The sequence below is a fragment of the Zoogloea sp. LCSB751 genome (assembly GCF_002028455.1).
Taxonomy (GTDB): domain Bacteria; phylum Pseudomonadota; class Gammaproteobacteria; order Burkholderiales; family Rhodocyclaceae; genus Zoogloea.
The window spans coordinates 1-12,892 of record NZ_MWUM01000007.1 but is presented as its reverse complement, the minus strand read 5'-3'; the positions used below and the strand labels follow the sequence as shown (position 1 = coordinate 12,892).

Below are 12,892 nucleotides of genomic sequence, written 5' to 3'. Positions count from 1 at the left end.
AATCACTGGCCCTGGGGCAGGGGCAGCGGGTCCATGTCCTTGAAGCCCGGGATCGCCGCGATGCGCGCCAGCCAGGCCTGGATGTGCGGGTAGGGGGCGAGGCCGATGCCGCCCTCCGGTGCGTGGGCGATGTAGGCGTAACAGGCCAGATCGGCCAGCGTCGGGTGGTCCGCGGCGAGGAAGCGGCGTTCCGCCAGATGGCCTTCCATGAAAGCGAACAGGCGCGCGGCGATGGCCTTGGCGGCGGCCAGATCGCCGGGCAGGTTCCACTGGCTCACCGCCCGCGCCGTCGCCGGGCCGAAGCGCACCTCGGCCGAGGCGATCGACAGCCAGCGCTGCACTTCGGCGCGGGTCAGCGGATCACGCGGCAGCCACGGGCTGTCCGGCGCGTATTTCTCCGCCAGGTAGATGAGGATCGCGGTGCTGTCGCAGATCACCGCGTCGCCATCCACCAGCACCGGGATCTGCCCCAGTGGATTCAGCGCCAGGAATTCCGGCGTCTTGCGCACGTCGGCCGTCGCCGTCACGTAGGTGTAGGGCAGGCCCAGCAGGGTCAGGAAAACCTCCACCCGGTGGGCATGGCCCGACGGCGGGGTTCCGTAAAGGGTGATCGAATCGGCGTGGCTCATCGCATTTCCTCGGCTTGATGGGGGAGGGGAAATGCTGAATGGTTTGCTGGGGCTTGGCAACCGACAAACCCGGCCCGGTTCACCCGCCGTGGTAGAACAGGTAACCCACGATGATCGCCCCGATCAGCCCCACGAAATCGGCGATCAGGCCGCAGGCGATGGCGTAGCGGGTGCGGGTGATGTTGACGCTGCCGAAATACACCGCCAGCACGTAGAAGGTGGTTTCGGTCGAGCCCTGGATGATGGCGGCGAGGCGGCCCTGGAAGGAGTCGACGCCGTAGGTCGTCATCACGTCCACCATCAGCCCGCGGGCGCCGCTGCCGCTGAGGGTCTTCATCAGGCCGACCGGCAGCGCCGGCACGAAGTCGGCGTTGATGCCGAGGGCCACCACCACGTGGCGGATGCCGTCGATCAGGTAGCCCATGCAGCCGCTCGTGCGGAAGATCGAGATCGCCACCAGCATGGCGATCAGGTAGGGAATGATCTGCACCGCGACGCCGAAGCCTTCCTTGGCGCCTTCCACGAAGGATTCGTACACATCCACGCCGCGCCACGCGGCGACGCCGACGAACAGCACGATCAGCGAGACGATGATGCCGCTGCCGAGCAGGCCGATCATCTGCGTCATGTCGGCTGGCGGCAGCGGTGCGAGCCACGCGTAGAGCCCGCCCATCAGCAGCCCGAAGCCGGCGAAGAAGGCCAGCAGCGGGGCGGACAGCAGGTTGATGCGCTGCCAGGCGGCCACTGCGACCAGGCCGGCGCAGAAGGAGATGAAGGTGCTCAGCAGCGTCGGCAGGAAGATGTCCGCCGCGTTGAAATTGGCGAGCCCCTGCTGCACCGCCATGCTCTGGCGGATCGCGATCACCGACGTGGGGATCAGCGTGATGCCCGCCGTGTTGAGCACCAGGAACATGATCATCGGGTTGCTGGCGGTGTCCTTGCGCGGGTTGATCTCCTGCAGCTCCTGCATCGCCTTGAGGCCCAGCGGCGTGGCGGCGTTGTCCAGCCCGAGCAGGTTGGCGCTGAAGTTCATGACGATGCTGCCGCTGGCCGGATGGCCCGGCGGAATGTCCGGAAAGACGCGGCGGAAGAAGGGCGCGACGAGCCGCCCGAAGAGCTGGATCAGGCCGCCTTTCTCGCCGATCTTCATCACGCCCAGCCACAGGCTCATGACCCCGGCGAGGCCAAGGGCGATCTCGAAGCCGCTCTTGGCGGTGTCGAACAGGCCAGTCAGCAGACGCGAGAAGATGTCGAGATCGCCCTGGATGGTCTGGACCAGGGCCGCGACGAAACCGACGAGGACAAACGCGACCCAGATCCGGTTGAGCACGATGACGGGAGCGGCCCGGCGCCTTGCGGGGCGTGGGCGGGGAAGGGTTGAAATGCCGGCAGTCTATCGACGGTGCCGGCGCCTGTCACCGCCGCGGCAGGCCCCAGGCCTGTTGGTGGCGGGCGAACTCGGCCTCGGGCAGTTGCACCAGCAGCGGCTGGCGCTCGCCGTCCAGCCAGCTGGCAAGGGTCAGCATGTCGGGCAAGCTCATCGCGGTGCAGCCCGCCGTCGGTGTGCCCGGTGTTTCCCACACATGCAGGAAGATGCACGACCCGGCCCCCGGCAGCAGCGGTGCGGTGTTGTGGGCGACGACGGCGCCGGCCTCGTAGCGCCGGTCCTGGCGCAGCATGTCCTCGCAGGAGGCCCAGTCGGCCGCCACCGCGGATTGATCGACGAGGCAGTTGTAATGGGCCGATGCCGGATCGTCGACGCACTTGAGCCCGGGCCGTGCCGCGAAGTAGGGCAGGCGTAGGCCGGCCGTCCACCCGTCGCCCGCCACCGCGTAGCCGAACAGCCCGGTGATCGCGAATACCCCGGCCGGCGCGCGGCCATCGCCCTCGCATTTGCCGGCGCCATCCACCGCCGGATGCACGCCGCGCCCCCACGCCATGCCGTTGCGCCCGAGCGTCACTGAGATCGTTGAACCTACCGGCCGCCAGTCTTCGCCGGCGCTTCGCTCGAAGCGCTGCAGGTGGCCGGCCGGGGCGTCCCAGTCCAGGGAAAGGCACACCAGCAATTGGGTGGAGTGGGCGGAAATCATGGCTGTGGCGTCCCTCCGGCATCGCCCTGCACGTGCGGGCTCCTGAGCGGCAGGCTCACGACGAAGGTGCTGCCCACGCCGACTTCGCTGGAAACCTCGATGTTTCCACCGTGCTTCTTGATGATGTCGTAGGACAGGGATAGCCCGAGGCCGGTGCCTTTGCCGACGGGCTTGGTGGTGTAGAAGGGCTCGAAGATCCGTTTCAGCACCTCCGTCGGCATGCCCTTGCCGGTGTCGCTGATCTCGATGCGCGCATGGTCCTCGTCGCTGTGGGTGCGGATCGTGATGGTGCCGTGGTTCTCGATGGCCTGGGCGGCGTTGACGACCAGGTTCATCACCACCTGGTTGATCTGTGCGGCGATGCACGGCACCGGTGGCAGCGGGCCAAAGTCCCGCAGCACCTCGGCGCGGTATTTCAGCTCATGGGCGACGACGTTGAGCGTGCTGTCGATGCCGGCGTTGAGGTCCGCGTCCTGCCATTCGGCGCGGTCCACGTGGGAGAAATCCTTCAGGTCGGCGACGATCTTCTTCACGCGGGCCAGGCCGTCGCTGGATTCGTGGAGCAGGTCGACGATGTCGGTCTTCAGGTAGTCGAAGTCGATGGCGTCGTAGTCGGCCTGGATGGCCTCGCCGCGGCGGCAGCGTTCAAGCAGCTCCACGATGCTCTCGCTGTAGCGCTTCAGCGTGCCCATGTTGGAGCTGACGAAGCTGACCGGGTTGTTGATCTCGTGGGCCACGCCGGCCGCCAGCTGGCCGATGGCGGCCATCTTCTCGGATTGGAGCAGCTGCCCCTGGGTGGTCTGCAGTTCCCGTACCTTGTCGTCGAGTTCCAGCCAGCGGCGCCGCAGTTGTTCCAGCAGCAGCCAGCCGACGGCGGTGCCGAACAGGAACACCGCGCCATGGGTGAGCAGCGAGTCGCGGATGCCCGCGGCGACGGCGTCCTCGATGGGTTGTTGCCGTTGCGACACGCTGAGGCCGCCGCGGATGTCGCCCACCTGGTAGCCCTGGTTGCCGTGGCACTGCAGGCAACTCGGCTCGACTTTAAGAGGTGCCATGAAGCGCAGCATGTTGCCGTCCGGCCCCTTGGCGCTGCCGATGTATTCCCGCGCGCCGCCTTCGAAGGCCCGTAGCGCCTCGGCTTCCCACGGGTCCGGCGCGTTGCCGGGGCGCAGCGGCTTGAGGCTGGTGAGGCGGAACACCGCGCCCGATGAGGATTCCGCCGTCTCGCCGATCAGGCGGGTCATGTAGGCGGGGTTGACCAGGGTCAGCTGCTGCCCGTCGCTGGTGATCACGTCCCGGTTGGGCACGTGGAGGTAGGGGTTGGGCTGCGTCTGCGGCGTGACCGGCACATAGACGCCGCCGTGGCTGGCGTTCCAGTTCCGGGCGAGCAGCACCGAGCGGAACATGTTGCGGGCGCCCTCGATCGCCACCGCCGTGGTCTGCTGCCTGATCTGCTCTCCGTGGGAGTACAGCGACAGGGCTGTGGCGGCGAACCACACTGCGAGCAGGAGCAGCCACCAGCCCCGGTTCCGGATACTGCTGGGGACACGGCTGGCGGGGTGGGCCGGATTTTCCGGAGCGGGAAGCGAGCTGCTGGCAGGCATGGCGCGGGCGGGCGTGGATCGGATGGAGCCTAATTTATAGCAGGGCAGGCTTCCGCTTCCTTGAGACATATCATCACGGCGGCCCGTCCGACCGCCAGCGTGCCTCGAACGTGTCGTTCAGTGCCCGCTCAGCGCCTGGCGCAGCACCAGCACGATCACCACGATGGCCAGCAACACGGTGCTGCCCTGCCAGAAGCGCACCGGGTTGCGTTCGATCAGCGGCGGCGTCCGTTGGCTGCGGAACTGCTGGCCGGGGGCGTGCAGGTCATGGACGAACTCGGAGACGACTTCCTGGCGTTTGCCCGGTGTGACTTGCAGGGCCTTGCCCAGCACCGCGTCCACCCACGGCGGCAGATCCGGGCGGTGGTGGCGCAGCGGCACGTAGCGCAGCCGGCGCAGGTCCTGCGGGCTGCGCACGCGGGCCGCGTCGAGGCCGTAGGGCAGCTGGCCGCTGAGCATACGGTAGGTGAGGGCGGCCAGCGCGTAGAGGTCGGTGCGCGGGCTGCCGGGGTGGCCGAGCAGGCATTCCGGCGCGATGTACTGCAGCGTGCCGGGGGCCGCGTCGGCGTCGCTGTCGGGTTGGTCCTCGGCCAGGCCGGCAACGTGGACGGTGGCCAGGTCGATGAGCTTGACCGTGCCTTGCGAGTCGATCATCACGTTCTCGGGGCGCAGGTCCTGGTGCACCATCTCGCGCCGGTGCAGGGCCTGCAGGCCCTGGGCCAACTGCGCGACGATGGCGCGCACGCTGTTGAGCGCCGGTTGCGGGTGGTCCACCATCCACTGGGCGAGGGTCTGGCCGTCGATGTATTCCATCGCCACGTAGAGGTGGCTGCGCGGACGCTCGCCGGCCCAGGCCTTGATGACGTGGGGGCTGTCCACGCGGCGGGCGACCCATTCCTCCAGCACGAAGCTGTCCAGGTAGGCGGCGTCCTCGCGCCGGTCGATGGACGGCGCCTTGAGCGCCACCGCCGCGCCGCTGGCGTCATCGACGGCGAGGAAGACGTGGCTGCGGGCGCTGACCTGCAGCTCCCGCACGATGGTGAAGCCCTCGAAGGCCATCCGCGGCGCCAGCGGTGGTGGCAGTGCCAGCCCGTCGCGGCGCAGGTCGGCGCGCGGCGCGCCGGCGTCGGGCAGCGCGTCGATGCGCAGCAGCTGGAGCGTGGCGTCGTCGCTGCTGCCGCGCAGGCGGGCCTGCTCCACCAGCCACGCCGCGGCGGCGTCCAGGTCCTGCGGGTGGCGGTGCAGCGCGTCGTGCACCGTGGTTGCGTCGAGCTGGGCATAGGCGCCGTCGGTGGCGAGCAGGTAGAGCTCGCCGGCCTCCGCTTCCCAGCTGCGGTAATCGATCTCGATGTTCGGGCTGGTTCCCAGCGCGCGGCCCAGGTAGGACTCGACGGACGACAGGCGGACCCGGTGGTCCTCGGTGAGCTGTTCGAGGGCCTGGGCATGCACGCGGAAGATGCGCGAATCGCCCACGTGGAACAGGTGCAGGTCGCGCCCCTTGAGGATCAGTGCGCTGAAGGTGCACACATAGCCCCGGTCCTTCTCGAAGCGGGCGTCGCTGGCGATGGTCTGGGAATGCAGCCAGGAGTTGGCCGCGCTCAGCACCCGCTCGGCGGCCCGGCGCACCGACCAGGCTTCCGAGGTGGCGTAATAGTCTTCGAGGAAGGAGCGGACGGCGGTCTGGCTCGCCACCTGGCTGACCCGGCTGGAGCTGATGCCGTCGGCGATGGCCAGCGCGATGCCCTTGCCGGCGAGCTGGCTGCCCCTGGGCAGCACGGCGCCGTGGAAGTCCTGGTTGGTGTCGTGGGCCCCGGCCAGGGAAGCTTGGCCGAGACTCACGCGCAGCGGTGCCGACATGGGGCGGCGGTCCGTGCGTCCGTGCTGATCAGGCGGCGCGGCGCTTGGGGGCGGTCTTGTAGTGGGTGGAGTACAGCGTGGCGCCGACGAAGGTCAGGCCACCGACCAGGTTGCCGAGCACGGTCGGGATCTCGTTCCAGATCAGGTAGTCCATGAAGGTGAAGTTGCCACCCAGCATCAGGCCCGACGGGAACAGGTACATGTTCACGATGCTGTGCTCGAAGCCCATGTAGAAGAACACCAGGATCGGCATCCACATGCCGATGACCTTGCCGGACACGCTGGTGGACATCATCGCGGCGACCACGCCGGTGGATACCATCCAGTTGCACATCACCGCGCGCACGAACAGCGTCAGCATGCCTGCCGCGCCGTGGGCGGCGTAGCCGACGGTGCGGCCCTCGCCGATGTGGCCGATCTTCTGGCCGATGGCGTTGGGCGCCTCGGAGAAGCCGTTGGTGAAGATGATGGCCATGAACACCGCCACCGTCAGCGCACCGGCGAAGTTGCCGGTGAACACCAGGCCCCAGTTGCGCAGCACGCCGCTCCAGGTGGCGCCGGCGCGCTTGTCGAGCACGGCCAGCGGGGCCAGCGTGAACACGCCGGTCAGCAGGTCGAAGCCCATCAGGTAGAGCATGCAGAAGCCGACCGGGAACAGCAGCGCGCCGATCAGCGGGTTGGCGGTGTTCACCGACACCGTCACCGCGAAGGCGGCGGCGAGGGCCAGGATCGCGCCGGCCATATAGGCGCGGATCAGGGTGTCGCGAGTGGACATCAGCAATTTGGATTCACCGGCGTCCACCATCTTGGTGACGAACTCGGCGGGAGCGAGATAAGCCATTTCAGTTCCTTTCTGAATGCGGGGCGGGGCTCAGCTTAGGGCGACCAGCACGCGCTGGTCGTCGATGCGCACCGAGTGGGCGCGCACGGAGTGCTCGGGCGCTTCCAGGCAGGCGCCGGTGGCCAGATCGAAGTGGTTCTTGTAGAGCGGCGAGGCCACCACGACGTGTTCGCCGAGGTTGCCCAGCAGGCCACGCGACAGCACGCTGGCGCCGGACTTCGGGTCCACGTTGTCGATGGCGTAGAAGTCGGACTGGCCGACGCGGAACACGGCTACGTGGCGGTCTTCCACCAGCGCGCAGACGCCGGTGTTGGGCAGGATTTCGTCCACTTTGCAGACGGTGGTCCAGACGAGGGGGGCGATGCTCATGGCGGGTCTCCTCAGGCGGGAATGGCGTTGTCGTCGAGCGCGGCGGTGGAGCGTTCGTCGGCGCGGGCGGGGCGGATCTGGCCGCGCTCCTCCACGAAGACGATGTGCTCGTCGGCCTTGTCGCTATTGACGAAGGAACGGAAGCGCTGGCGCACCTCGGGGTTGGTGACGGCGGTCTTCCACTCGCACTGGTAGGTGTCCACCACGTGCTGCATCTGGCTCTCCAGCTCGGCGGCGAGGCCCAGGCTGTCGTTCACCACCACGTCCTTCAGGTAGTCCAGGCCGCCGTCCAGGTTGTCGCGCCAGGTGCTGGTGCGCTGCAGGCGGTCGGCGGTGCGGATGTAGAACATCAGGAAGCGGTCGATCAGCTGCACCAGCTGGGCCTTGGTCAGATCCGCGGCGAGCAGCTCGGCGTGGCGCGGCTTCATGCCGCCGTTGCCGCACACGTAGAGGTTCCAGCCCTTCTCGGTGGCGATGATGCCGACGTCCTTGCCCTGGGCCTCGGCGCATTCCCGCGTGCAGCCGGACACCCCGAACTTGATCTTGTGCGGCGCGCGCAGGCCCTTGTAGCGGTTCTCCAGCTCCACGGCGAGGCCGACGCTGTCATCCACGCCGTAGCGGCACCAAGTGCTGCCGACGCAGCTCTTCACGGTGCGCAGGGACTTGCCGTAGGCGTGGCCGGATTCGAAGCCGGCGGCGATCAGCTCTTCCCAGATCAGCGGCAGCTGCTCGACGCGGGCGCCGAACAGGTCCACCCGCTGGCCGCCGGTGACCTTGGTGTACAGGCCGTACTTCTTGGCCACCTGGCCGACGGCGATCAGGCCGTCCGGCGTCACCTCGCCGCCCGCCATGCGCGGCACCACGGAATAGGTGCCGTCCTTCTGGATGTTGCCGAGGAAATAGTCGTTGCTGTCCTGCAGGCCGGCCAGCTCCTTCTTCAGCACGAACTCGTTCCAGCACGACGCGAAGATGCTCGCCGCGGCGGGCTTGCAGATGTCGCAGCCGAGGCCCTGGCCATGCTTGGCCAGCAGCTCGTCGAAGGTCTTGATCTGGCCGACCTTGATGAGGTGGAACAGCTCCTGGCGGGAGTAGGAGAAGTGCTCGCAGAGGTGGTTGTTCACCGCCATGCCCAGGCGGCCCATCTCGGCCTTCATCACCTGCGTCACCAGCGGCACGCAGCCGCCACAGGTGGCGCCGGCCTTGGTGCAGGCCTTCAGTTCGCCGATGGTGGTGGCGCCGTCGGCCACCGCCGCGCAGATCTGGCCCTTGCTGACGTTGTTGCAGGAGCAGATCTGGGCGCTGTCGGGCAGCGCATCGACGCCCAGGCCGGGCTTGGCCTTGCCGTCGCTGGACGGCAGGATCAGGAATTCCGGGTCGGCCGGCAGCGCGATGCCGTTGAGGGCCATCTGCAGCAGCGTGCCGTACTCGTCGGCGTTGCCGACCAGCACCGCGCCGATCAGCTGCTTGCCGTCGGCGCTGGTGACGATCTTCTTGTAGATCTGCTTCACCTCGTCCATATAGCGGAAGCTGCGGCAGCCGGCGGTGCGCCCCTGCGCGTCGCCGATGCTGGCCACATCCACACCCATCAGCTTGAGCTTGGTGCTCATGTCGGCGCCGGCGAAGGCCGCATCCACCTGGCCGGTCATGTGGCGGGCCGCCACGCGGGCCATGTCGTAGCCGGGGGCGACGAGGCCGAACAGCTGGTCCTTCCACGCCGCGCATTCGCCGATGGCGTAGATGTCCGGATCGGTGCTGCGGCAGTGGTCATCCACCGCGATGCCGCCGCGGGCGCCGACGGCCAGCGCATTCTGGCGGGCCAGCTCGTCGCGCGGGCGGATGCCGGCGGAGAACACGATCATGTCGGTCTCGAGGTAGGTGCCGTCGTCGAACACCATGCGGTGGCGCGCACGGGCGCCGTCGGTGATCTCCGTCGTGTGACGGCTGGTATGCACGCGCACGCCCAGCTCCTCGATCTTGCTGCGCAGGATGCGGCCGCCATCGTCGTCCACCTGCACCGCCATCAGGCGCGGCGCAAATTCCACCACGTGGGTTTCCAGGCCGAGGTCGCGCAGGGCCTTGGCGCATTCCAGGCCGAGCAGGCCGCCGCCGATCACCACGCCGCTCTTCGAGCGCTTGCCTGCCTCGGTCATCGCTTCCAGGTCTTCGATGGTGCGATAGACGAAGCAGTCGGCCCGGTCGGCGCCGCGCAGCGGCGGCACGAAGGGTACGGAACCGGTGGCCAGCACCAGCTTGTCGTAGGACAGCACCTCGCCGTCGGCGGTGGTCACCGTCTTCTTGCGGCGGTCGATGGCGCTGGCGCGGGTCTTCAGGCGCAGCGCAAAGCCGCTTTCGTCGAAGAAGCCGGGCGCCACCAGGGACAGCTCGTCGGCGCTCTTGCCGGCGAAGAATTCGGACAGATGGACCCGGTCGTAAGCCGCGCGCGGCTCCTCGCAGAGGACGCTGACTTCAGTGGGGACGGATGCCAGTTGGTGAAGTTCTTCGAGGAACTTGTGGCCCACCATGCCATGGCCGACAACGATGATTTTCATATTCGATCCTGCGAGTCCGGCTCCATGGGCAGCCTCGCAGGATCACCGGCGATTCACGGACGTGAATGGCACAGCGCATCAAGGGCCCCCGCGGAACGCGGCTCAAACTCGGGTTGGAACTGGCGAGCGGCGCCCAAGGGCATCCTGCTCACTCGAATCCCGCCGTCGTTGGCGGAGGCAAATTCCCCTTCGGCAGCGTTGCCAGCCGGGGTCTGGTTTCTCTTTAGCAAAAGGTGGGCCAGCCCCGCTTTGCGCGAGAAATAGGCGGTGAACAGGGGGTGGGGGGCGGAAATGCGCGGAGGGATGCACTTGGCTGGTGCGTGGGGCACGGGTTTGGAGCGGGGCGGTTTGAGGGCCGATGCGACACCAAAATTTGCCGGGGTGGGGTCGCATCCAGCTCATAATTCTGCAAATGCATTGTCATGTTTTGCGCCGTCGCCTGTGGTCCCTGCTTTTCACTGCCCTGCTGGTGTCTCCTGGCATGGGCTGGGCCTTGGAAAAGGTCTCCCTGCAGCTCAAGTGGAGCCATGCCTTCCAGTTTGCCGGCTATTACGCGGCGCTGGAGAAGGGCTATTACCGGGAGGCCGGCCTGGATGTCCAGTTGCGTGAAGCCACGCCGGGTGTCGACCCGCTGCAGGCGGTCCTGACCGATCAGGCCCAGTACGGGGTTGGCACCAGCAGCCTGCTGCTGGCCCGCAAGTCGGGCAAGCCGGTAGTCGTGCTGGCGGTGATCTTCCAGCACTCGCCGCTGGTGCTGATCGCGCGTCAGTCCGATGTGGACAACGGTACCCAGGCCATCCATGACATCGTTGGCAAGCGCGTCATGATCGAGCCGCAGTCGGACGAGCTGGTCGCCTATCTCAAACAGGAGGGCATCACACTGGATCGCCTCGTCCAGTTGCCCCACAGCTTCAAGCCGGATGACCTGATCGAAGGTCGGGTCGATGCCATTTCCGCCTACGTCAGCAACGAGCCTTACTACCTGGACAGCGCCAAGTTCGACTATCAGGTCTATACGCCGCGGGCCGGCGGCATCGATTTCTACGGCGACAACCTGTTCACCACCGAGCAGGAACTGAAGACCCACCCGGAGCGCGTGCGCGCCTTTCGGGAGGCCAGCCTGCGCGGCTGGCAATATGCGATGCAACATCCGGAGGAAATAGCGGACCTGATCCTGACCAAGTACTCCACACAACATCCTCGCGGCTTCTATCTTTTCGAGGCGCAGCGCATGGCGTCGCTGATGCGCACCGATCTGGTCGAGGTCGGCTACATGAACCGCGGGCGCTGGCGCCACATCGCCGACACCTACGCCGATATCGGGCTGCTGCCCGGCAACTACTCCCTGAATGGCTTTCTTTACGAGCCCGACGTTCCGCGCGACCCGACGACGCTATACATCGCGCTGGGCTTGCTGGCCGGCGTCAGTGCGCTGGCCATCTATATCTACCGCATCAACCACCGCCTGCGCCGTGCCCTCGGCGAAAGCCGGGAGGCGGAAGGGCGCATCCGTCATCTGGCGCAACACGATCCGCTGACCGACCTGCCCAACCGTGCGCTCTTTTCCGACCGCCTCGATCAGGCCCTGGCCAACGCCAAACGCGATGGCCAGCTGCTGGCGGTCATGTTCATGGATCTGGATGGCTTCAAGCGGATCAACGACAACCTGGGGCACGGCATCGGTGATTGCTTGCTGCAGCAGGTCGCCCTCCGCCTGCGCCACAGTCTGCGCGAATCCGACACCGTGGCGCGGGTGGGCGGCGACGAGTTCATCCTGCTCCTGCGCAACATCACGGACGCGCCCGATGCCCTGGCCGTTGCGCAAAAACTCGGCGCTGCTCTCGCCGCGCCCTTCAAGATCGAAGGGCATGCCATCCAGATCTCCGCCAGTGTCGGCATCGCCCTTTATCCCGAGCACGGCCTCGGCAGCATCGAATTGCTCAAGCATGCCGATGAAGCCATGTACGAGGCCAAGCGCGCCGGCCGGAACCGGGTGCAGATTTTCGCGCAGGCGTGAATCGAGATCGGGCGGCAGCACCGGGGTCAGCTTTCCGGAACGAGAAATTCCGGCTGCCGGTATTTGGGCAGGCGCAGTGCCACCAACTGGTGGGCCCGTGTCAGCGCGGCCTTCAATTCCGCTTCGCCAAGGGGATAAGGCAGCTCCATCGCGATCCAGCGCGCACGGGCCAGGTAGGGGGCCGGCCGGATTCCGGGGCGGTCGGTGTACCCCAGAAACAGATCGCCATCGACCTTGAAGGCCAGCCCTTCCACGCCCTTGGCCGGCGCGCTGAGGATCGCGAACATCTTCTCGTCCGCAATCGAAAAAACCCGGTTGTTGCCCCATTTGAGAGACTCACGGGTACCCGGCAGGGTCAGGCAGAACTCGGCAACCTGGTTCGGCGTCATCGACATGTGGAGCGCTCTCTTTCGGTGTGGCATCGGTGCTTGGATATAGCGGATCTTCCACGCCTGTACTTGGAGGCGCCAGTTTAGTCCCGTCGGCATCACTCTCAGGCTGCTCGGAAAGGACTACGGCCGTGGTTTCTCTGACAAGAACCTGCCCCACATGCGGCTCTTTGCCGAGGTTTTTCCGCAGGCGCAGATTGTCTCCGCAGCGCGAAGACAATTGAGCTGGACCCACGTCAGGACGCTGAGCCATACCGGCAATCCGCTCAAGCGCGACTTCTACCTTCAGATGTACCAACTGGAGCCGGGGTCGGGGAGTGTCTGGCGGGGCGGATCGCTTGTGCGGAGTGAGTCGGTAGGGGATGAGCGGATGGCCGCGGAACGTGGCAGGGTGTTGGCGTGCCGCCGGACTGCTGCGGAGAGTGGGCCGGCCGACAAACGGTCTGTCACGTAAGGCTGCTGATCGGCCGTGGACTAAACCGCTCTCGCGGTAGCCCTTCGATCCCGCGAGGTGGTCGCGGATAGAGGGGCGCGGTTTCCTACCTTG

At 67.1% G+C, this 12,892-nt stretch carries 11 protein-coding genes; 2 read left to right on the top strand and 9 right to left on the bottom strand.

Features of this window, described 5'->3' with window-relative positions:
- Window positions 1-2 precede the first annotated feature (2 nt).
- The 8 genes from B4920_RS09770 to nirB all read right to left on the bottom strand — a co-directional run bounded on the left by B4920_RS09770 (window position 3) and on the right by nirB (window position 9,939).
- Window positions 3-629, bottom strand: coding sequence for a glutathione S-transferase family protein (locus tag B4920_RS09770; protein ID WP_079434455.1), 627 nt, complete (start codon window positions 627-629; stop codon window positions 3-5).
- 79 nt (window positions 630-708) lie between these two features.
- Entirely contained in the window at window positions 709-1,959 is a 1,251-nt protein-coding gene (locus B4920_RS09765; RefSeq protein WP_216819818.1) for a nucleoside recognition domain-containing protein, read from the bottom strand.
- Window positions 1,960-2,044: 85 nt separating this feature from the next.
- On the bottom strand, window positions 2,045-2,719 hold the full coding sequence (locus tag B4920_RS09760) for a L,D-transpeptidase (protein WP_079434452.1): 675 nt from the start codon (window positions 2,717-2,719) through the stop codon (window positions 2,045-2,047).
- Window positions 2,716-4,323: an ATP-binding protein gene (locus tag B4920_RS29480; protein ID WP_254050895.1), complete on the bottom strand. Its 1,608-nt coding sequence runs from the start codon at window positions 4,321-4,323 to the stop codon at window positions 2,716-2,718. Before B4920_RS29480 ends, B4920_RS09760 begins: the two co-directional genes overlap by 4 nt.
- 117 nt (window positions 4,324-4,440) lie before the next feature.
- Window positions 4,441-6,180 carry a bifunctional protein-serine/threonine kinase/phosphatase gene (locus tag B4920_RS09750; protein ID WP_079434450.1) on the bottom strand — a complete coding sequence of 580 codons (1,740 nt, stop codon included), beginning with the start codon at window positions 6,178-6,180 and terminating at the stop codon, window positions 4,441-4,443.
- 28 nt (window positions 6,181-6,208) lie between these two features.
- Window positions 6,209-7,021 (bottom strand): formate/nitrite transporter family protein, encoded by an 813-nt coding sequence (locus B4920_RS09745; protein WP_079434449.1) that lies wholly within the window; start codon window positions 7,019-7,021, stop codon window positions 6,209-6,211.
- A gap of 30 nt (window positions 7,022-7,051) precedes the next feature.
- Window positions 7,052-7,390 carry a nitrite reductase small subunit NirD gene (gene nirD, locus B4920_RS09740; protein ID WP_079434448.1) on the bottom strand — a complete coding sequence of 113 codons (339 nt, stop codon included), beginning with the start codon at window positions 7,388-7,390 and terminating at the stop codon, window positions 7,052-7,054.
- A gap of 11 nt (window positions 7,391-7,401) precedes the next feature.
- Window positions 7,402-9,939, bottom strand: coding sequence for a nitrite reductase large subunit NirB (gene nirB / locus B4920_RS09735; RefSeq protein WP_079434447.1), 2,538 nt, complete (start codon window positions 9,937-9,939; stop codon window positions 7,402-7,404).
- Between the two features lie 481 nt (window positions 9,940-10,420).
- Between nirB and B4920_RS09730 the strand changes: the two genes are divergently transcribed.
- Complete coding sequence (locus B4920_RS09730) at window positions 10,421-11,956, top strand: GGDEF domain-containing protein (protein ID WP_079434704.1); 1,536 nt, start codon at window positions 10,421-10,423, stop codon at window positions 11,954-11,956.
- Window positions 11,957-11,982: 26 nt separating this feature from the next.
- On the opposite strand, the gene B4920_RS09725 is transcribed toward B4920_RS09730, so the two are convergent.
- Window positions 11,983-12,351, bottom strand: coding sequence for an MmcQ/YjbR family DNA-binding protein (locus tag B4920_RS09725; RefSeq protein ID WP_254050894.1), 369 nt, complete (start codon window positions 12,349-12,351; stop codon window positions 11,983-11,985).
- A gap of 46 nt (window positions 12,352-12,397) precedes the next feature.
- Here B4920_RS09725 and B4920_RS30925 point away from each other — a divergent pair, with 46 nt between their 5' ends.
- Window positions 12,398-12,799 carry a DUF1016 N-terminal domain-containing protein gene (locus B4920_RS30925; protein WP_079434446.1) on the top strand — a complete coding sequence of 134 codons (402 nt, stop codon included), beginning with the start codon at window positions 12,398-12,400 and terminating at the stop codon, window positions 12,797-12,799.
- The last annotated feature ends 93 nt before the right edge of the window (window positions 12,800-12,892 follow it).

Excerpts from the sequence above, each read along its gene's own strand:
- B4920_RS09745 (WP_079434449.1), bottom strand. The coding sequence starts at position 7,021 with ATGGCTTATCTCGCTCCCGCCGAGTTCGTCACCAAGATGGTGGACGCC.
- B4920_RS09770 (WP_079434455.1), bottom strand. The coding sequence starts at position 629 with ATGAGCCACGCCGATTCGATCACCCTTTACGGAACCCCGCCGTCGGGC.
- B4920_RS29480 (WP_254050895.1), bottom strand. The coding sequence starts at position 4,323 with ATGCCTGCCAGCAGCTCGCTTCCCGCTCCGGAAAATCCGGCCCACCCC.
- nirB (WP_079434447.1), bottom strand. The coding sequence starts at position 9,939 with ATGAAAATCATCGTTGTCGGCCATGGCATGGTGGGCCACAAGTTCCTC.
- B4920_RS09750 (WP_079434450.1), bottom strand. The coding sequence starts at position 6,180 with ATGTCGGCACCGCTGCGCGTGAGTCTCGGCCAAGCTTCCCTGGCCGGG.
- B4920_RS09760 (WP_079434452.1), bottom strand. The coding sequence starts at position 2,719 with ATGATTTCCGCCCACTCCACCCAATTGCTGGTGTGCCTTTCCCTGGAC.
- B4920_RS09730 (WP_079434704.1), top strand. The coding sequence starts at position 10,421 with ATGGGCTGGGCCTTGGAAAAGGTCTCCCTGCAGCTCAAGTGGAGCCAT.
- B4920_RS09725 (WP_254050894.1), bottom strand. The coding sequence starts at position 12,351 with ATGTCGATGACGCCGAACCAGGTTGCCGAGTTCTGCCTGACCCTGCCG.
- nirD (WP_079434448.1), bottom strand. The coding sequence starts at position 7,390 with ATGAGCATCGCCCCCCTCGTCTGGACCACCGTCTGCAAAGTGGACGAA.